The 18250-nt window shown below is 69.0% G+C and carries 19 protein-coding genes; 13 read left to right on the top strand and 6 right to left on the bottom strand.

The window, feature by feature from the left end:
* Positions 1-28 precede the first annotated feature (28 nt).
* Entirely contained in the window at positions 29-1510 is a 1482-nt protein-coding gene (locus ACFVKT_RS19505; protein WP_385733020.1) for an RDD family protein, read from the top strand.
* 115 nt (positions 1511-1625) lie between these two features.
* On the top strand, positions 1626-2285 hold the full coding sequence (locus ACFVKT_RS19500) for an RDD family protein (RefSeq protein ID WP_385733018.1): 660 nt from the start codon (positions 1626-1628) through the stop codon (positions 2283-2285).
* Between the two features lie 88 nt (positions 2286-2373).
* Here ACFVKT_RS19500 and ACFVKT_RS19495 read toward each other — a convergent pair whose 3' ends face one another.
* On the bottom strand, positions 2374-2670 hold the full coding sequence (locus ACFVKT_RS19495) for a hypothetical protein (protein WP_385733198.1): 297 nt from the start codon (positions 2668-2670) through the stop codon (positions 2374-2376).
* Between the two features lie 477 nt (positions 2671-3147).
* On the opposite strand from ACFVKT_RS19495, the gene ACFVKT_RS19490 reads away from it, so the two are divergent.
* Positions 3148-5481 (top strand): immune inhibitor A domain-containing protein, encoded by a 2334-nt coding sequence (locus ACFVKT_RS19490; protein ID WP_385733016.1) that lies wholly within the window; start codon positions 3148-3150, stop codon positions 5479-5481.
* Positions 5482-5604: 123 nt separating this feature from the next.
* The gene (locus tag ACFVKT_RS19485; RefSeq protein ID WP_385733014.1) at positions 5605-5982 is read left to right on the top strand and encodes a hypothetical protein; all 378 of its coding nucleotides are present in this window, start codon (positions 5605-5607) and stop codon (positions 5980-5982) included.
* A 27-nt stretch (positions 5983-6009) separates the two neighbouring features.
* Here the strand turns inward: ACFVKT_RS19485 and ACFVKT_RS19480 are convergent, their stop codons facing one another.
* On the bottom strand, positions 6010-6594 hold the full coding sequence (locus ACFVKT_RS19480; RefSeq protein WP_385733012.1) for an isochorismatase family protein: 585 nt from the start codon (positions 6592-6594) through the stop codon (positions 6010-6012).
* Positions 6595-6825: 231 nt separating this feature from the next.
* Positions 6826-8154 carry a nicotinate phosphoribosyltransferase gene (locus ACFVKT_RS19475; protein WP_385733010.1) on the bottom strand — a complete coding sequence of 443 codons (1329 nt, stop codon included), beginning with the start codon at positions 8152-8154 and terminating at the stop codon, positions 6826-6828.
* Between the two features lie 185 nt (positions 8155-8339).
* Between ACFVKT_RS19475 and clpS the strand changes: the two genes are divergently transcribed.
* The 7 genes from clpS (at position 8340) to ACFVKT_RS19440 (ending at position 13230) form a co-directional block, all read left to right on the top strand.
* Complete coding sequence (gene clpS, locus ACFVKT_RS19470) at positions 8340-8657, top strand: ATP-dependent Clp protease adapter ClpS (RefSeq protein WP_384375623.1); 318 nt, start codon at positions 8340-8342, stop codon at positions 8655-8657.
* A 50-nt stretch (positions 8658-8707) separates the two neighbouring features.
* Positions 8708-9310 carry a DUF2017 domain-containing protein gene (locus ACFVKT_RS19465; RefSeq protein ID WP_385733008.1) on the top strand — a complete coding sequence of 201 codons (603 nt, stop codon included), beginning with the start codon at positions 8708-8710 and terminating at the stop codon, positions 9308-9310.
* Between the two features lie 377 nt (positions 9311-9687).
* A complete protein-coding gene (locus ACFVKT_RS19460; RefSeq protein ID WP_385733006.1) occupies positions 9688-11148 on the top strand; it encodes an amino acid permease in 1461 nt (486 codons plus the stop codon).
* 74 nt (positions 11149-11222) lie between these two features.
* Positions 11223-11645 (top strand): Mov34/MPN/PAD-1 family protein, encoded by a 423-nt coding sequence (locus ACFVKT_RS19455; protein ID WP_385733004.1) that lies wholly within the window; start codon positions 11223-11225, stop codon positions 11643-11645.
* Positions 11646-11767: 122 nt separating this feature from the next.
* Entirely contained in the window at positions 11768-11869 is a 102-nt protein-coding gene (locus ACFVKT_RS19450) for a putative leader peptide (protein WP_313904860.1), read from the top strand.
* A 114-nt stretch (positions 11870-11983) separates the two neighbouring features.
* Positions 11984-12262, top strand: coding sequence for a MoaD/ThiS family protein (locus ACFVKT_RS19445; protein WP_365430405.1), 279 nt, complete (start codon positions 11984-11986; stop codon positions 12260-12262).
* A 17-nt stretch (positions 12263-12279) separates the two neighbouring features.
* Positions 12280-13230, top strand: coding sequence for a PLP-dependent cysteine synthase family protein (locus tag ACFVKT_RS19440; protein WP_385733001.1), 951 nt, complete (start codon positions 12280-12282; stop codon positions 13228-13230).
* A gap of 182 nt (positions 13231-13412) precedes the next feature.
* On the opposite strand, the gene ACFVKT_RS19435 is transcribed toward ACFVKT_RS19440, so the two are convergent.
* Positions 13413-13871 (bottom strand): type II toxin-antitoxin system PemK/MazF family toxin, encoded by a 459-nt coding sequence (locus ACFVKT_RS19435; RefSeq protein ID WP_385732999.1) that lies wholly within the window; start codon positions 13869-13871, stop codon positions 13413-13415.
* A 263-nt stretch (positions 13872-14134) separates the two neighbouring features.
* On the opposite strand from ACFVKT_RS19435, the gene ACFVKT_RS19430 reads away from it, so the two are divergent.
* Positions 14135-14887 (top strand): MBL fold metallo-hydrolase, encoded by a 753-nt coding sequence (locus ACFVKT_RS19430; RefSeq protein ID WP_385732997.1) that lies wholly within the window; start codon positions 14135-14137, stop codon positions 14885-14887.
* Positions 14888-14955: 68 nt separating this feature from the next.
* Here the strand turns inward: ACFVKT_RS19430 and ACFVKT_RS19425 are convergent, their stop codons facing one another.
* Together ACFVKT_RS19425 and ACFVKT_RS19420 are read right to left on the bottom strand one after the other, a co-directional pair.
* Positions 14956-16206 carry a PTS transporter subunit EIIC gene (locus ACFVKT_RS19425; protein WP_385732994.1) on the bottom strand — a complete coding sequence of 417 codons (1251 nt, stop codon included), beginning with the start codon at positions 16204-16206 and terminating at the stop codon, positions 14956-14958.
* Between the two features lie 272 nt (positions 16207-16478).
* Entirely contained in the window at positions 16479-17765 is a 1287-nt protein-coding gene (locus ACFVKT_RS19420) for a PTS transporter subunit EIIC (protein ID WP_385732992.1), read from the bottom strand.
* Between the two features lie 175 nt (positions 17766-17940).
* Here ACFVKT_RS19420 and ACFVKT_RS19415 point away from each other — a divergent pair, with 175 nt between their 5' ends.
* Complete coding sequence (locus tag ACFVKT_RS19415; protein WP_112449866.1) at positions 17941-18174, top strand: glucose PTS transporter subunit EIIB; 234 nt, start codon at positions 17941-17943, stop codon at positions 18172-18174.
* The last annotated feature ends 76 nt before the right edge of the window (positions 18175-18250 follow it).

Genomic DNA, 18250 nt, shown 5'->3' with positions numbered 1-18250 from the left:
GCCCCCGAGCAGATACGGGACGACGGACATGAGCGCCCCAACCCCGGCACCCGGTGACGACAGGCCCCGCGAAGGGTATTACCCGGATCCCTCCATTCCTGGATATGTCCGGTATTGGAACGGTGCCGCCTGGGTACCGGGTACGAGCCGGCCCGCGCCGTCCGACGGCGTACCTCCCGCCACGCCTTCGGCGTCCGTGCCCGCGCAGGGACAGGCGCAGGGGCAGACGCCGGGACAGTCGCAGGCGCAGGCCCCGGGTCTCGCCGAGCAGACCGGGCCGTTCTTCTTCGACGAGGATCCGCAACCGTCCGGCGGCGCCCGGCAGGTGAGTCCCGCCGAGGCCCAGCACGGCAGCCGTCCGGAGCCCGCCGCCGCGTGGGGCGCCGACCGCTCCCAGCAGTCCGGCTTCGGCCGCGGACCGGACCGCCGGGTGTCCTGGGGCTCGCCCCCGGGAACCGCCGATCCGCGTGTGCCCCGGGCCTCGGACCCGGCCGGCCCGGTCGTCCAGCCCGACGGCCGGTCCTCCCGTACGGACGGCACGGCGACGATCCCGCCCGCGGACTCGGCCGGCCCCCACCACCCGGCGTCCGGCGGCAGCGTGGTGTTCCGGCGCCCGACCGGACCGGTGCGGCCGTCCGGTGCCGAGGGCCCGTCCGGCGCCGAGGACCTCCCCTCCGAGGGCACCATGACCTTCCGTCCGGTCTCCCCGCGCACGGCGCCGGAGCCCGGGAGCCCGGGCCCGGCCGCCTCCTCGGCGGGTGGCGGCTTCGCAGCCGGCCAGGCCGCCGCCGCCCAGGCGGCCCAAGCCGCGACCGCCCAGCCCGCTCCCGCTCCCGTCGCCGCGCAGAACCCCGCCGTCCCCCAGCAGATCGGCGGCACCCCCACGACGTCCGGCATCGGCGGTGGACAGCCCTCCTGGGCCCAGCAGGTGCACCGGCTCGCGGGTGAGGAGGGGCAGCCCGTCGCGCCCTGGAAGCCGCCGGTCGAGGACATCTTCACGGCCGCCGCGCGCAGGCAGTCGGCGGCGCGTCCCGCGGGCCTGGGCAGGCGGCTGGCCGCGCGGCTCGTGGACACCGTCGTGCTCGCCGGTGTCACCGCGGTGGCCGCCGTACCGCTGGGCACCAAGGCGATCGACCACATCGACGAGAAGGTCGACGCGGCCAAGCTCTCCGGCGAGACCGTCACGGTCTGGCTGCTGGACGGCACGACCGCCGGCTACCTCGGGATCGTCCTCGCCGTCCTGCTCCTCTTCGGAGTCCTCTACGACGTGCTGCCCACCGCCCGCTGGGGCCGGACCCTCGGAAAGAAGCTGTGCGGTATCGACGTGCGCGACATCGAGGGCCACGAACCCCCGACCTTCGGCTCGGCCCTGCGCCGCTGGCTCGTCTACGCCGTCACGGGCGTCCTCGGTGTCGGTGTCATCGGTGTCCTGTGGTGCCTGTTCGACAAGCCGTGGCGCCAGTGCTGGCACGACAAGGCGGCCCACACCTTCGTGGCGGCGCGGTCGTAAGGAGCGCCGCCGCAGCGGACGTACAGGGCGGTGGCGCATCGGACGTACCCGATCCGGTAGCCCGGACGGCCGCTCGCCGGATGCGGAGCCGGAGGGTTCGCGGTCCACTCGGGCCATGAGCAGCGAACCGCCGCCTCCGGGCTCCGGCCGGTCACCGGACGACGACCCGTTCAAGAAGCAGCCCCCGCCCGACGAGGGCGGCGGCTCCCCGTACGACCCCCCGTACGGCAGTCAGCCCCCGCCACCCGGCGACCAGCCGCCACCGCCCCCATTCGGCGGGGGTGGCGATCCCTACGGCGCGGGCGGCCCCTACGGCGGCGATCCGCTCGCCGGTATGCCGCCGCTCGCGGACAGCGGCAAGCGGGTCCTGGCGCGGATCATCGACATGATCATCGTGGGCGTCGTGGTGTGGCTGCTGTCGTGGGCGTTCGGGGTCACCGAGTACGACACGGACAAGATCGACACCGGCAAGTCCTTCGGGCAGTCGCTCGTCGCCGCCGTGCTCTACATCGGCTACGACACCGTCATGATCAGCCGCACGGGACAGACCCTCGGCAAGCGGCTGTTCAAGCAGCGGGTGGCCAACCTCGACAACGGCGCCACGCCCTCCGTGCAGACCACGCTGATCCGCTCGCTGGTCCTGTGGATCCCGTTCGCGTTCTGCTGCGCGTGCATCTGGACCGCGATCGCGGGCGGCTGGAGCTTCTTCGACAAGCCCTACAAGCAGGGCCTGCACGACAAGGCCGCCAAGACGGTGGTGGTCAGCACCGGTTGACCACTCGACCGGCAACGAGAACCGGCGGGCCCGTGAAACACGGGCCCGCCGGTTCTCGTATGCGGTGACGCTCTTCGGGTTCCCGGGATTACGGGTTCGCCGGCTCCCGTACGGGCTCGGAGGCCCCTGAGGCGGCCACGGACGCGGTCTCGCGCTGCGCCGGGACGCGCTTGGCCAGCACGGGCACGACGGGCACCTGCACGGTACGCGCGGGCTTCGGCAGCGGAACCGTCAGGGCGACGAGGAGTCCGAGAACGAGTGCCGAGAGGGTGATCGCCACGATCCCCACGCCCGAACTCGTCTGAGACAGCAGCAGCATGGCGAGGGTGGAGAGGATCACGGTGCAGGAACCGTAGGCGAGCTGTGCGGCGGTCGGACGAGGCAAGGCTGTCGTTCGAGGCATGGCAATCGTTTCCTCGGCTGGGGGTGCTCCCCCCGGGTGCCTCTCGCGATGGGGGAGGGGGCGGATGAAGCATTGGGGGTGAGGCTGTGAATCGGGGGCCGACAACGGTGTCGACTTGGCAATCCATCGGAATCCCGACGTGCCGCCAGCCGACTCTATTCGCCTGCATGCCCGACTGGAACGCCCGGTAAGCGTGACCTAACCCACGGTGCCGGAGCACAGGGGGCGCACGGAGTCATCACGTCCAGCAAGTGGACGGGCGGGCGCGCCCGTTGAGCGGTGCGGTGGACCTCCGGACGGTGAACGTCTGCTCCACATAGTGCAGTTGCCAGGTTCAAGTCAAGATCTGTCTTTTCTTTGGTAACTCCGATCCAATGTCGTCACTTGACACGCGTATACGCGCGCGGACCCCATGACCTGGACCCCCTCCATCCGCGCGGGCGCGAGGGAGGACATCAAGTGACCAGCAGATCATGGACGTTCAGAGGGGCGGCGGTGGGCGTTGCCCTCGCGGCGGCCACTGCCACGTTCTCGACCTTCGCCGTGGCGCAGGCCGACGCCGGCGCGCCGGCCCCGACGGTGGACCGCCGTGACCCGGCGGCACCCGCCGCGAGCGACACCGAGCACGACCTCAAGGGCCCGTTCACGGACAGCGAGGCGGCTCAGCGCGAAGAGGCCCTTCAGCAGGTCATATCCGGCGAGGCCACGGCGCAGGAGCGCAACGGTTCGCAGGTGGTGCAGCTCAGTAAGGGCAAGTACGTCGAGCTCGCCCGCGAGAAGACCGACAAGATCTTCACGATCCTCGTCGAGTTCGGCGACCAGGTCGACCCCCGCTACGGCGGCACGGTCGGTCCGCTGCACAACGAGATAGCCGAGCCGGACCCCGCCAAGGACAACAGCACGGCCTGGCAGGCGGACTACAACCAGGAACACTTCAACGAGCTCTACTTCGGCACCGGCAAGGGTGTCGACTCGATGAAGACGTACTACGAGAAGCAGTCGTCCGGCCGTTACTCGGTCGACGGCGAGGTCTCGGACTGGGTCAAGGTCCCCTACAACGAGGCCCGTTACGGCTCCAACGACGCGAACACCGGCGCCTGGTACGCGGTGCAGGACGGCGTCACCGCCTGGGTCGCGGCGCAGGAGGCAGCAGGCGCGACCGACGCGGAGATCAAGGCGCAGCTCGCCGAGTACGACCAGTGGGACCGCTACGACTTCGACGGCGACGGCAACTTCAACGAGCCCGACGGCTACATCGACCACTTCCAGATCGTGCACGCCGGCGAGGACGAGTCCGCGGGCGGCGGCGCCCAGGGCGCGGACGCCATCTGGGCCCACCGCTGGTACGCGTTCGGCACCGACGCCGGTGCGACCGGACCCGAGGGCAACAAGCTCGGCGGCGCCGCGATCGGCGACTCCGGCATCTGGGTCGGCGACTACACCATTCAGCCGGAGAACGGCGGACTCGGCGTCTTCGCCCACGAGTACGGCCACGACCTCGGTCTGCCGGACCACTACGACACCAGCGGCGGCGAGAACTCCACCGGCTTCTGGACGCTGATGTCGTCCGGTTCCTGGCTCGGCACCGGTGAGGGCGAGATCGGCAACCTGCCCGGCGACATGACCGCCTGGGACAAGCTGCAGCTCGGCTGGCTCAACTACGACACGGCGAAGGCCGCGACGAAGTCGAAGCACACCCTGGGCGTCGCCGAGTACAACACCAAGAACGCGCAGGCGCTCGTGGTCGAACTGCCCGAGAAGACGGTCACCAACGAGATCGTCGAACCGGCGCAGGGCGCGACCCAGTGGTGGAGCGGCAGCGGCGACGACCTCTCCAACACGCTGACGCGTCTCGTCGACCTGACGGGCAAGTCGGCGGCCACGCTGACCCTCGACGGCTGGTGGGACATCGAGGCGGGCTTCGACTACCTCTACACCGAGGTGTCCACCAACGGCGGCGCCTCCTGGACGGCCATCGACGGCACCGCGAACGGCGCGGCCATCAGCCGTGACGGCAGCGGCAAGCCGGCGCTCGACGGCACCACCGAGGCGTACACGAAGCTGTCGTACCCGCTGGACGCCTACGCGGGCCAGAACATCGGCCTGCGCTTCCGCTACGCGACCGACGGCGGCGTGGCCCAGAAGGGCTTCGCGGCCGACTCGATCTCCGTGACGGCGGACGGCGTCGCGCTCTTCGCCGACAACGCGGAGACGGCGGACGCGGCTTGGACGGCGGACGGCTTCTCCCGTATCGGCGCGGCCATCACGGACGACTACCCGCAGTACTACATCGCCGAGAACCGCCAGTACGTGTCGTACGACAAGACCCTCAAGGTCGGCCCGTACAACTTCGGCTTCTCGACGACCCGTCCGGACTGGGTGGAGCACTTCCCGTACCAGAACGGCCTGTTGATCTGGAAGTGGGACACCTCCCAGGCGGACAACAACACCAGCCAGCACCCCGGTACCGGTCTGGTGCTGCCGGTCGACGCCCACCCGACCGCGCTGAAGTGGTCGGACGGCACGCTGATGCGCAGCCGTATCCAGTCCTACGACTCGCCCTTCAGCCTGTACCGCACCGACGGCCTCACGCTGCACAAGGCGGACGTCGCGACGAAGATCCCGTCGAAGAAGGGCGTCTCGGTCTTCAACGACCGGACCAGCACCTACTACGACACGAGCACCCCGCTCGCGGGCGTCAAGATCACTGACACCAACACCAAGATCACGATCGTCAAGGAGGCCCCGAACGGCTCCACGATCTCGCTCCAGGTCGCCCCTGCGGTGAAGTAAACGGCATTTCCCCAGGTCAGAGCATGATCGGCCGTGACCCCCTGGCGGGTCGCGGCCGATCGTGTTTAGGTGCGTCCTGTGATTCCCTTATTGACACCGGACCGCACGGGGGTGTGACTTTTCATGGCCGCAGGAGGTTTCTGCAAGCTGCCGAACGGCAGCGTGGTGGTGGCGCTGAACCTGCCCAGCCCGTCCGGCGCCTACAGCTCGGGCGCCGGCTCCGTACGCGTACTCGTGGTGGCCCAGAACCGGGCCCGCGCGCTGACACGGCTGCGCAACCTGGGCATGCGCGCGGTGTACCTGCGGGGCAACGCCCAGCCGCCCACCCCGGACGAGATCACCGCGGTCCTGCACCACCCCGACGGCCTGATATGGCGCACGGCACCGGTCCCTGACAACGGTGTCGCCGTCAGCGCGACCATCGGCCCGGAGCTCGTCCAGGAGCTGTGGCACCCGATCCGGGCGCTGATGCGCAGACCCGCGGCGCCCCAAGGCCTCTAGGGGCTCCCTGCGGGCCCTGGCGGGCGCTCAGACCACCGGCTTGCCGGTCAGCTCCACGCCCGCGGCCCGCAGCTCCTCCAGCGCACGGGTGGTGGTCTCCACGGCCACTCCGGCCGTCAGATCGAGCAGCACCTGCGTACGGAAGCCCTCGCGGGCGGCGTCCAGGGCGGTGGCGCGTACGCAGTGGTCGGTGGCGATGCCCACCACGTCCACCTCGTCGATCTCCCGGGCCCGCAGCCAGTCCGCCAGCGTCACGCCGTTCTCGTCGGCGCCCTCGAAGCCGCTGTACGCCGCCGCGTACGCGCCCTTGTCGAAGACGGCGTCGATCGCACCGGAGGCGACGACCGGGGCGAAGTTCGGGTGGAAGCCCACGCCCTCGGTGCCGGCCACGCAGTGCGCGGGCCAGGAGTGGACGAAGTCCGGGTTGTCGGCGAAATGGCCACCGGGGGCGATGTGGTGGTCGCGGGTCGCCACGACATGGCGGTAGCCGGCGGGCGCCTGCCCGATCAGCTCCGTGATGGCGGCGGCCACGTCGGCACCCCCGGCCACCGCGAGGCTGCCTCCCTCGCAGAAGTCGTTCTGCACGTCTACGACGATCAAGGCGCGGCGCATGGGCGGTGTCCTTCGGCTCGGCGGGCGATCGGTGGCGTCGGAAAAGGGGGGCCCGGCCTGTGGGTTACCGAGCCTAGAGACTTCGAGTGCACTCCGGGAGGGTGCATTCGGCTGCTGCGCCGTGCCTCAGGGGGTGTGGAGGGGGCGCTTGTGCGGTGCACGGGGGGCGTGGCCGTTGCATTCCCGCTCACCGGTTGTTCATGCGCCCGCTCCATGGCCGTACGGCGTACGTCAGACGTACTCGGTCGGGATGACCGCCTCCCCGCGCGAGAGCTGGGCCGCCGACAGCGGCAGGCTGGCGCGGGCCGCCGCGTGCCGCTCCCGTACGACGTCCAGGGGCTCGCGGGCGATGACCTGACCGCCCTTGACCAGCTCGACCAGGAGCTGCCGGTCGGCCAGCTCGGCGGGCACCGGACCGACGCCGATCACCTCGGCCTCGGCGATCCCGTGCTCGTCCAGGCGCCGCGCGGCCCACTTGCGCCCGCCGATGGACGTCTTGCCGCCGGAGGACTTCTTGGCCACCGCCTCCAGCGGATCCCTCGGGTCCGCCGACTCGGCGCGGGCGACCAGCTTGTAGACCATGGAGCAGGTCGGATGGCCGGATCCCGTCACCAGCTGGGTCCCGACGCCGTACGCGTCGACGGGCGCCGCCGCCAGGGAGGCGATCGCGTACTCGTCCAGGTCGGAGGTCACGACGATCCGCGTGCCGGTCGCGCCCAGCTCGTCCAGCTGCTCGCGCACCCGGTGCGCGACGAGCAGGAGGTCCCCGGAGTCGATGCGGACGGCGCCCAGCTCGGGCCCGGCGACCTCGACGGCCAGCCGGACCGCCTCCGCGACGTCGTACGTGTCCACGAGCAGCGTGGTGCCCCGGCCCAGCGAGTTCACCTGGGCCTGGAAGGCGTCCCGCTCGTGGTCGTGGAGCAGGGTGAAGGCGTGCGCGGACGTGCCCACGGTCGGGATGCCGTAGCGGAAACCGGCCGCCAGGTCGGAGGTGGTCGTGAAGCCGCCGACGTACGCGGCGCGTGCGGCGGCCACGGCGGCCAGCTCGTGGGTGCGCCGGGCGCCCATCTCGATCAGCGGGCGCCCGCCCGCCGCCGAGGCCATCCGGGAGGCGGCGGCAGCGATCGCCGAGTCGTGGTTGAGGATGGAGAGGATCACCGTCTCCAGGAGCACGCACTCCGCGAACGACCCCTCGACCCGCAGGACCGGCGAGCCCGGGAAGTACACCTCGCCCTCCGGGTAACCCCAGATGTCGCCGCCGAAGCGGTAGCCGGCGAGCCAGTCCAGGGTCGGCTCGTCGACGATTTTGCGCTCGCGCAGAAAGCCGAGGACGTCCGCGTCGAAGCGGAAGTTCTCCACGGCGTCGAGAACGCGTCCGGTGCCGGCCACGACCCCGTAGCGCCGCCCCTCGGGCAGCCTCCGGGTGAAGACCTCGAAGACCGAGCGCCGCTCGGCCGTCCCCGCCGCCAGGGCGGCCTGCAGCATCGTCAGCTCGTACTGGTCGGTGAAGAGCGCCGTAGAGGGAACGTCCACCGGCAGCCCAAGGTCCGCTGGGTTCACTGTGCTCTCCTCGCGATATCGCTCCGGGCGCCCCCAGCGTCGGCCGGGGGTCCGGGGGTTGTCCCCCGGGGGATGCTGCATAGGACCGGATCGTACCCCCATCTCGTCACTCTGACGATTTGTGGATGGTCCAATGTCGCGGTTTGTGGCGTCCGTTTGTGCGAGCACCCCCCTCTGGTGGCAGCATGGGCCGTGTGACGGCTCCCGCACCCCTAGAGACCGAGAAGACCGAGTCGGCGGAGGAGGTCTTCGCCGTACCCGAGCCGGACGTTCCCTGGCTGACGATCGTCCACAACGACCCGGTCAACCTCATGAGCTACGTGACGTATGTCTTCCAGACGTACTTCGGCTACACCAAGGACAAGGCCACCAAGCTCATGATGGACGTCCACCACAAGGGCCGGGCGGTCGTCTCCAGCGGAACCCGCGAGGAGATGGAGCGCGACGTACAGGCCATGCACGGCTACGGTCTGTGGGCCACCCTTCAGCAGGACCGGAAATAGCCCGAGCCCTGGAAACCCGCGAGCAGGACCGGAAGCAGCGAACTCACTTCATGCCTGGACACTTCGAACCGATCCCCGGCGGCGGCGCGGCCGTCGCGCTCGACGAGGTCGAGATCTCCATCATCCGCTCCCTCGCCGTCCAGCTCCTGGAGCTCATCGGTCCCGGGCCCGCCGAGAACGCCCCCGACGACCCGCTCGCCGAACTGTTCGCCGAAGGCCCCAGCGAGCCGCCCTCCGACCCCGTCCTCAAACGCCTCTTCCCCGACGCCTACAGCGGCCCCGACGTCGAGGCCCACTCGCCCGAGCAGGCCGAGGAACAGCGCGCCTACTCCTCGGAATTCCGCCGCTTCACCGAGAACGACCTGCGCGCGGGCAAGCGCGAGAACGCCCTCACGGTGGTCCGCTCACTGGACGCGGTGTCCTCCGGCGACGGCGGCGCGGTCGTCAAGCTGTCCGCCGACGAGGCCGAGCAGTGGCTGCGCGCCCTGAACGACCTGCGCCTGGCGATCGGCTCCCGGCTCGACGTCGTCGACGAGGAGGACACCGACCTCCTCTACCGCCTGCCGGACGAGGACCCGCGCAAGCCGATGGTGATGGCGTATCTATGGCTGGGAGGCCTCCAGGAGACGCTCGTCGAAGCCTTGATGCCCTGAGTCGCGGCGGGCCCGCGTTCGCTCAGAAGACGCTCGTCGAAGCCCTGATGCCCTGATCCACTTCGGCGTCCGCGTTCGCTCAGAGGACGCTCAAATGCGGATAACGATCACGTCACCATGACCGCGCCCTATGGGGCGCGGTTCGTCGTTTGTCCGGGTCTTTCTGTGGTGTGCGCAACACGACCCCCCGTCGGTCAACATTGCGGCCGTGATAAATCTTCACGACCGCCCGACAGGACACCACCCAGGTCCGGTCGGGTGCGCCACCGAGCCGGCGGATCGCCGGCCAGGCACAGCTCCACGTATCCGGGGGGATCGGAACCCGATCCGAGGCCAGATGACTGGCCCGGACCGGCATGGAGAAAGGCGCACCACACATGACCTCGTCGCAGGTCGACCAGACCGACGAGCCGCGTGCCGGCAGTGAGGCCGTGGGCGGCGACGCCCCCGAAGAGGGGTACGAGCGCGGGCTCGGCAGCCGCCAGGTCCAGATGATCGCGATCGGCGGCGCCGTCGGCGTCGGCCTCTTCCTGGGCGCCGGGGCGAACATCGCCAAGGCCGGACCCAGCCTCATCCTCATGTACGCCCTCGCCGGCGTGATCATCTTCTTCATCATGCGGGCGCTCGGCGAACTGCTGCTCTACCGCCCGGTCTCGGGCTCCTTCGCGGAGTACTCCCGCGAGTTCCTCGGCCCGTTCTTCGGCTACTTCACCGGCTGGACGTACTGGCTGATGTGGGTCGTCACCGGCATGGCGGAACTCACCGCCGCCGCGATCTACGTCCACTACTGGTTCCCGTCGGTCCATCGATGGGTGACGGCGCTGGTCTTCCTGGTCGTCCTCTTCGTGGCCAACCTGATCTCGGTGAAGCTCTTCGGCGAGATCGAGTTCTGGTTCTCGATGGTCAAGGTCACCGCACTCATCGGCATGATCGTGATCGGCCTCGGCGTCCTCACCTTCGGCTTCAGCGCGGCCGGTGACACCGCCGCCGTCTCCAACCTCTGGGAGTTCGACGGCTTCTTCCCCAAGGGCATCGGCTCCTCCCTGATGACCCTCCAGGGCGTCATGTTCGCCTACCTCGCGGTCGAACTGGTCGGCGTCACGGCCGGCGAGTCCGAGAACCCTGAGAAGACCCTCCCCAAGGCGATCAACACCCTGCCCTGGCGCATCGCCCTCTTCTACGTCGGCGCCCTCACCGTCATCCTCTGCGTCGTGAAGTGGACGGAGTTCGCACCAGGAGTCAGCCCCTTCGTGGAGGCCTTCGCGAAGATCGGCATCCCGGCCGGCGCGGGCATCGTCAACTTCGTCGTCCTCACCGCCGCCCTCTCCTCCTGCAACTCCGGCATGTACTCCACAGGCCGCATGCTGCGCACCCTGGCCGACAACGGCGAGGCCCCGAAGATCTTCAACAAGCTCTCCTCGACCAGGGCCCCGGCGTTCGGCATCACCGTCTCCGTGCTCTTCATGGGCATCGGCGTGGTCCTGAACTACGTCGTCCCCGAGAAGGCATTCGGCTATGTCGTCTCGGTGGCCACCGCCGCCGGCATCTGGACCTGGCTGATGATCCTGATCAGCCACATCCGGTACCGCCGCGCGGTCGACGCCGGGCGCCTGCCCGCCTCCGCCTTCCCCGCCCCGGGCGGCGCGAAGTTCAGCTGGGTCGCCGTCGTCTTCCTGCTCTTCGTCACCTGCCTGATCGCGTACGACGCCGACTCCCGCGTCTGCCTGTACGTGATGGCCGTCTGGGCCGCCGCCCTGGGCATCGGCTGGGCCATCCTCAAGGTGCGGAACCCGCAGGTCGCCGAGCGCCGCGACCCGGTCTTCGAGAAGACCGGCTGACCCCTCCGGTTCACCATGTGGGCCGCCCCGTACCACGCGTCGGTACGGGGCGGCCTTCTGCTTATCCTGGCCAGATGCTGACCATCACCCAGGCCCTCTTCGACCAGATCGTCGAACACGCGCGCCAGGACCACCCCGACGAGGCATGCGGCGTCGTAGCGGGCCCGGAGGGCACCGACCGCCCCGAGCGGTTCGTCCCGATGCTCAACGCCGCTCGCTCACCCACGTTCTACGAGTTCGACTCCGGCGACCTGCTCAAGCTCTACCGCGAGCTGGACGACCGCGACGAGGAACCCGTCGTCATCTACCACTCGCACACCGCGACCGAGGCATACCCCTCCCGCACCGACATCGCCTACGCCAACGAGCCCGGCGCGCACTACGTCCTCGTCTCCACGGCCGACTCGGACGACGCCGGACCCTTCCAGTTCCGCTCGTACCGAATCGTCGAGGGCGTGGTGACGGAGGAGGAGATCAAGGTGGTGGAGGCCTACTGAGTCCGGCGTGGAGGCGTACACAGCCCCCGTAATCGCGCGACGGTCCCGTATTTCGGTCAGAATTCATCCAGCATCTGAGATCAGACTCCGGGACCCGGACCGGGAATCGATACGATGACCCCATGGTTTCCCACGACGTGAGCGACAAGACGCCGGGCATGCTGCTCGTGGCGCGGCTGCACGTCGACCTGTGCCGGCTGCAGAGCGCCATCTGTACGCGCTGATCCCTGCCGCCGTACGGCCGTGAGCCGCGGCTCCGCAAACCGGCGTACACCCTGATCCACCGCGCTGCCGCGCGCCCACCGACCTGACTTTCCTCCCGACAGGAGCCCGCAACCATGGCCATCGAGGTCCGCATCCCCACCATCCTCCGCACCTACACCGACGGCCAGAAGGCCGTCGAGGGCGGCGGGGAGACCCTCGCCGAGCTGTTCGCCGACCTCGAAACCCGGCACACGGGCATCCAGGCCCGCATCGTGGACGGCGGCGAACTGCGCCGCTTCGTCAACGTCTACCTGAACGACGAGGACGTCCGCTTCCTCGAAGGCATCAACACCAAGCTGACCGACGGCGACAACGTGACGATCCTGCCGGCCGTCGCCGGCGGCATGGTCTGATCGGGCTCTGATCACCGATGCGTTACGACTCCCCGCTCGCCGCGGTGGGCAACACCCCTCTGGTGCGCCTGCCGCGGCTCTCGCCGTCCCAGGACGTGCGTATCTGGGCCAAGCTGGAGGACCGCAACCCGACCGGCTCCATCAAGGACCGGCCGGCACTGCACATGGTCGAACAGGCGGAGAAGGACGGCCGGTTGACGCCCGGCTGCACCATCCTGGAGCCGACGTCCGGCAACACCGGCATCTCGCTGGCCATGGCTGCGAAGCTCAAGGGCTACCGCATGGTCTGCGTCATGCCGGAGAACACCTCGCAGGAGCGGCGCGAGCTGCTCGCCATGTGGGGCGCGGAGATCATCCCCTCGCCCGCGGCCGGCGGCTCCAACACCGCCGTACGCGTCGCCAAGGAGCTCGCCGCCGAGCACCCGGACTGGGTGATGCTCTACCAGTACGGCAACCCCGACAACGCCGGCGCCCACTACGCCACCACCGGCCCCGAGATCCTCGCCGACCTCCCCTCGATCACCCACTTCGTGGCCGGCCTCGGCACCACGGGCACCCTCATGGGCGTCGGCCGCTTCCTGCGCGAGCACAAGCCCGACGTGAAGATCGTCGCCGCCGAGCCGCGCTACGACGACCTCGTGTACGGGCTGCGCAACCTCGACGAGGGCTTCGTCCCCGAGCTGTACGACGCCTCCGTCCTCACCACCCGCTTCTCGGTCGGCTCCGCCGACGCGGTCACCCGCACCCGGGAGCTGCTCCAGCAGGAGGGCATCTTCGCGGGCGTCTCCACCGGGGCCGCGCTGCACGCCGCGATCGGCGTCGGCAGGAAGGCCCTCGCCGCGGGGGAGTCCGCCGACATCGCGTTCGTCGTCGCCGACGGGGGCTGGAAGTACCTGTCGACCGGGGTCTACACGGCCGCGACCACGGAGGAAGCGATCGAGACGTTGCAGGGACAGTTGTGGGCGTAGGGGGTGGCGGGTGGTTTTCTCGCCCCCTCCGCCCCTGCCCGTCCCGTACATCCGGGGCTACGCCCCGTTTCAGCCCGTCCGGCGTTCGAGGACGAGCGCGTTCAGCGCGACAGGGGGTCTGGGGGCATAGCCCCCAGAAACAAGGGACGGGCAGGGACGGAGGGGGCGAAATCCTCCCCACCTCAGCCCGCCAGGTATCTCACCTGGTCCCACAGCACCGGGTCCACCACCCCCACCCGCCGCCGGAAGTCCCACACCGAGACCTCCCGCAGCTCATCCGTCTCGAGGAAGCTCGCCCGCCCCCGGGCGTCACCCACCGCACCGGGTGGCAGCGGAATCACCCCGGCCCGCTCGTCGTGGTACTTGCTGGTGATCTTCGCGACGGTGACCACCTCACCCCGCACCCCCAGCACGAGACACGGCCGGTCCTTGGCCCCCGGCCCGTCCTCGTAGGGAACGTTCGCCCACCAGATCTCCGCCGCCCGAGGCCGCGGCACCCGCCCCCGCCGGGGCCCGCCCGGCCGCCCGGGCGGCCGGGTACGACGGGACGGCCGGCGCCCCCGCCCCCAGCCGTCCACGAGCGCCGCGACCAGCGCGAGCAGCACCACGGCCGCCAGCGCGAGCCACCAGGACGTGTCCATAGCAACGAAGGTACCGGTGGGTACCGTCGGCCGCCCCCTGCACGGGCGAGGCGGCTCCGCCCGAGGTCCATCCGAACCGGTGACAACACAGGTGAGTTCGCCCACAACGGCCCCTGGTGGAGGAGCGACCGGCCCTTTTGCGCCTTACGCTCGACGGACCGCACGACCCCCGTTTCCCGTATCTGCTCCGAGTGTCTGCGCTGAGGATCCGCTCACCGCGTCCGCTCTCTGCACGTCCTGTCAGCGCGGAGGTTCCAGCTCTTATGAAGCTCACCGTCGTCGGCTGCTCGGGGTCGTTCCCGTCCGCGGAATCGGCCTGTTCGAGCTACCTCGTAGAGGCCGACGGCTTCCGGCTGCTTCTCGACATGGGCAACGGTGCCCTTGGCGAGCTGCAGCGCCACTGCGGTCTTTACGACCTCGACGCGATCTTCCTCAGCCATCTGCACGCCGACCACTGCATCGACATGTGCGCGTACTTCGTCGCGCGCTACTACCGCCACGACGGCGGCCGCGCCGGCCCCATCCCCGTCTACGGCCCCGAGGGCACGGAGCACCGCCTCACCACCGCCTACGCGGACACGCCCACCGCCTCCTCGATGAGCGAGGTGTTCGACTTCCACACGGTCAAGCCGGGCACCTTCGAGGTCGGCCCCTTCACCCTGCACACGGACCGGGTGCGCCACCCCGTGGAGGCGTACGGCATCCGCGTGGAGCACGGCGGACGCGCCCTGACCTACTCCGGGGACACCGGCGTGAGCGACTCCCTCGACGAACTCGCCCGCGACAGCGACCTGTTCCTCTGCGAGGCCGCCTTCACACACGGCAAGGAGAACATCCCCGACCTCCACCTCAACGGCCGCGAGGCAGGCGAGACCGCCACCCGCGCCGGCGCCCGCAAGCTCGTCCTCACCCACATCCCGCCGTGGACGGACCCCCAGATCAACCTGGCGGACGCGCGTGCGGTGTACAGCGGGCCGGTGGAGCTGGCGGCGCCCAGGATGTCGTACGAGATCTAGAGCAGGTAACAGGGAGGGCCCCGGAACCGAACGGTTCCGGGGCCCTCCTCATGCCGTACCTACGAGGCTCACACCTTGGTGAGGTCCTCGACCTCCTCCTCGGGCTCGCGGCCCGGGGTGGGGAGGTTCCACTTGACGATCGCGAAGCGGAAGACGACGTAGTAGATGGCGCCGAAGACCAGGCCGATGGGGATGATCAGCCAGGGCTTGGTGGCCAGGTTCCAGTTCAGGGCGTAGTCGATGAAGCCGGCGGAGAAGGTGAAGCCGTCGTGGACGCCGAGCCCCCAGGTGACCGCCATCGAGAGGGCGGTGAGCACCGCGTGGATCCCGTACAGCACGGGCGCGATGAACATGAAGGAGAACTCGATCGGCTCGGTGATGCCGGTGACGAACGAGGTCAGGGCGAGCGAGATCATCATGCCGAGGACGGCCTTGCGGCGCTCCGGGCGGGCGGTGTGCGCGATCGCCAGCGCGGCGGCCGGCAGGCCGAACATCATGATCGGGAAGAAGCCGGACATGAACTGGCCGGCGGTCGGGTCACCCGCGAAGAAGCGGTTGAGGTCGCCGTGGACGACGGCACCGGTGGCGGGGTTGGTGTAGTCGCCGAGCTGGAACCACGAGACCGTGTTCACGAACTGGTGCATGCCGACCGGGATCAGCGCGCGGTTGATCAGACCGAACAGACCCGCACCCAGCGAGCCCAGGCCGGTCATCCACTCGCCGAAGTTGGAGATGACCTCGCCGATCGGCTCCCAGACCAGACCGAAGAGGACACCCGTCGCGGTGCCGACGAAGGCCATGATGATCGGGACGAGACGGCGGCCGTTGAAGAAGCCGAGCCAGTCGACCAGCTTGGTGCGGTGGAACTTCTGCCACAGCACTGCCGACAGCAGACCCATGATGATGCCGCCGAGGACACCGGGGTTGTTGTACGTCGCGGCTACGTCGGCGCCCGCCTGGACCTTGGCCTCGGTGACCGGGAAGGCCTTGAGCACATTGCTGTAGACAAGGAAGCCGACGAGGGCGGCGAGAGCGGTGGAGCCGTCCGACTTCTTGGCGAAGCCGATCGCCACGCCTATACAGAAGAGCAGCGGCAGGTTGTCGAAGATCGCGCCACCGGCGGTGGCGAAGACCGCCGTCAACTTGTCGGGGAAGTTGAACTTGTCGTGGATGTCCGGCTGTCCGAACCGCAGCAGGATGCCCGCCGCCGGCAGCACGGCGATGGGAAGCTGGAGACTGCGGCCGACTTTCTGCAGGCCCTGGAAAAGACCGGATCCCCGCTTCTTCGCGGGTGCCGCCGTTGTGGTGGCGGTGCTCATAGTTCCTCCATGTACCGGAGCTGCCCGGGGGACGGGAAGGGGGAAACGGGGGTGAAGCGGGAGGTAGGCAGCTACCACGTGGTCTACACCACTAACTGGTGTAGACCTGTTTTAGCACGGTGAAGGTGGGATAAGGAACCCGCCAATTTTGTGGCCTGGGCCATAGTGGATGAAGTGGCTGAAAGCGTTCCTATTCATGGCGAAAGGCCCCTGGACCAGGAGGTCCAGGGGCCCTTGAGCGGGGAACGTCTACGCGCGGGTGTGGTAAAGGATCATGCTTTGGTGGTGTCCTCCCGATCCTCGTCCGGCTCCCGCCCCGGAGTCTTCAGATCGAACTTGGTGATCGCGAAACGGAAGATCACGTAGTACACGACGGCGAAGCACAGCCCGATCGGAATGATCGCCCAAGGCCTGGTCGCCAGATTCCAGTTGATGACGTAGTCGATCAGACCCGCGGAGAAACTGAAGCCGTCGTGTACGCCGAGCCCCCAAGTCACCGCCATCGAGACACCGGTGAGCAACGCGTGCACCGCGTACAGCAGCGGCGCGATGAACACGAAGGAATACTCGATCGGTTCGGTGATGCCCGTGACGAACGAGGTCAGCGCGATCGACAGCATCAGACCGCCAACCTCCTTGCGGCGATGGGGCTTTGCACAGTGCGTCATCGCCAGACAGGCGGCCGGCAGCGCGAACATCATGATGGGGAAGAAGCCCGAAGTGAACTGCCCCGCGTTCGGGTCACCCGCCAGGAACATGTTGATGTCACCGTGCACCACCGTCCCGTCCGGCTTCGTGTACGTGCCGAACTGGAACCAGATGGGCACGTTCAGGAACTGGTGCAGACCGATCACCAGCAGCGCACGGTTGGCGATACCGAACAGCCCCGCACCCCAGGCGCCCAGCCCGACAAGCCAGTCGCTGAAGTTCTCCAGACCGTCACCGATCGGCGGCCACACCCACAGACACAACGCGGCGAACCCGATCGCCACGAACGACATGATGATCGGCACCAGCCGGCGCCCATTGAAGAAGCCCAGCCAGTCCACGAGCTTCGTACGGTGAAAACGCTGCCAGAAGTACGCGGCCAGCAGCCCGATGACGATGCCGCCGAAAACCCCGGGATTCTGATACGAGAAGGCCGCCACCGTACCGTCCGACGCCTGACACCCCGCGGGGATCTTCGTCGCCCCGCTCGCACAGTCCACCGGGAACTGCCGCAGCACGTTGTAGTAGACGAGGAACCCCGCCACCGCCGCCAGCGCCGTCGACCCGTCCGACTTCTTCGCCATCCCGATGGCCACACCCACACAGAACAACAACGGCAGCCCCAGCGAACCGTCCAGCAGCGCACCACCCGCGCCCGCCATCACCTTCGAGACGTTCGTCCAGCCGAGACCGTCATCACCGAACACGTCCGGCTGGCCAAGCCGGTTGAGAATGCCCGCCGCCGGCAGAACGGCGATGGGAAGCTGAAGACTCCGGCCCATCTTCTGCAGACTCTGGAACAGGTTGCTCCAGGGCGTGCGCGCGGGTGCGGCGGCACTGCTGGCACTCATGGGCGTCCTCCGGGCGGAACCGGGCTTGGCGCCCGTTCCTCGACTGGTGTAGACCAGTCCATGAACGGTCGCGCTGTCGTGAACGCCATGATTCGGCACCCACGACATGGCCGCTCGCGAAGATGGGCCAACTGTGGGTTACTGCGACAAAGCGGTTCGGATCAGGGAGTAGGACATGGCCACCAAGGCTGAGAAGATCGTCGCCGGGCTCGGCGGCATCGAGAACATCGAAGAGGTCGAAGGCTGCATCACCCGCCTCCGCACCGAGGTCATCGACCCGAGCAAGGTCGACGAAGCCGCCCTGAAGGCCGCCGGCGCCCACGGCGTCGTCAAGATGGGCACCGCCATCCAGGTCGTCATCGGCACCGACGCCGACCCGATCGCGGCGGACATCGAAGACATGATGTGAACCACGTTTTCCAGAACCACGTTTTCCAGAACCACGTTTTCCAGAACCACGTTTTCTAGAACGACGGCTCACCCCT

This window comes from Streptomyces sp. NPDC127595 (assembly GCF_042671685.1).
Classification (GTDB): domain Bacteria; phylum Actinomycetota; class Actinomycetes; order Streptomycetales; family Streptomycetaceae; genus Streptomyces.
This window is presented reverse-complemented; position numbering and strand designations above follow the sequence as displayed.

Coding starts and splice junctions, on each gene's coding strand:
- ACFVKT_RS19505 (WP_385733020.1), top strand. CDS start 29: ATGAGCGCCCCAACCCCGGCACCCGGTGACGACAGGCCCCGCGAAGGG.
- ACFVKT_RS19500 (WP_385733018.1), top strand. CDS start 1,626: ATGAGCAGCGAACCGCCGCCTCCGGGCTCCGGCCGGTCACCGGACGAC.
- ACFVKT_RS19485 (WP_385733014.1), top strand. CDS start 5,605: ATGGCCGCAGGAGGTTTCTGCAAGCTGCCGAACGGCAGCGTGGTGGTG.
- ACFVKT_RS19480 (WP_385733012.1), bottom strand. CDS start 6,594: ATGCGCCGCGCCTTGATCGTCGTAGACGTGCAGAACGACTTCTGCGAG.
- clpS (WP_384375623.1), top strand. CDS start 8,340: ATGGGCCGTGTGACGGCTCCCGCACCCCTAGAGACCGAGAAGACCGAG.
- ACFVKT_RS19465 (WP_385733008.1), top strand. CDS start 8,708: ATGCCTGGACACTTCGAACCGATCCCCGGCGGCGGCGCGGCCGTCGCG.
- ACFVKT_RS19460 (WP_385733006.1), top strand. CDS start 9,688: ATGACCTCGTCGCAGGTCGACCAGACCGACGAGCCGCGTGCCGGCAGT.
- ACFVKT_RS19455 (WP_385733004.1), top strand. CDS start 11,223: ATGCTGACCATCACCCAGGCCCTCTTCGACCAGATCGTCGAACACGCG.
- ACFVKT_RS19450 (WP_313904860.1), top strand. CDS start 11,768: ATGGTTTCCCACGACGTGAGCGACAAGACGCCGGGCATGCTGCTCGTG.
- ACFVKT_RS19445 (WP_365430405.1), top strand. CDS start 11,984: ATGGCCATCGAGGTCCGCATCCCCACCATCCTCCGCACCTACACCGAC.
- ACFVKT_RS19440 (WP_385733001.1), top strand. CDS start 12,280: ATGCGTTACGACTCCCCGCTCGCCGCGGTGGGCAACACCCCTCTGGTG.
- ACFVKT_RS19435 (WP_385732999.1), bottom strand. CDS start 13,871: ATGGACACGTCCTGGTGGCTCGCGCTGGCGGCCGTGGTGCTGCTCGCG.
- ACFVKT_RS19430 (WP_385732997.1), top strand. CDS start 14,135: ATGAAGCTCACCGTCGTCGGCTGCTCGGGGTCGTTCCCGTCCGCGGAA.
- ACFVKT_RS19425 (WP_385732994.1), bottom strand. CDS start 16,206: ATGAGCACCGCCACCACAACGGCGGCACCCGCGAAGAAGCGGGGATCC.
- ACFVKT_RS19420 (WP_385732992.1), bottom strand. CDS start 17,765: ATGAGTGCCAGCAGTGCCGCCGCACCCGCGCGCACGCCCTGGAGCAAC.
- ACFVKT_RS19415 (WP_112449866.1), top strand. CDS start 17,941: ATGGCCACCAAGGCTGAGAAGATCGTCGCCGGGCTCGGCGGCATCGAG.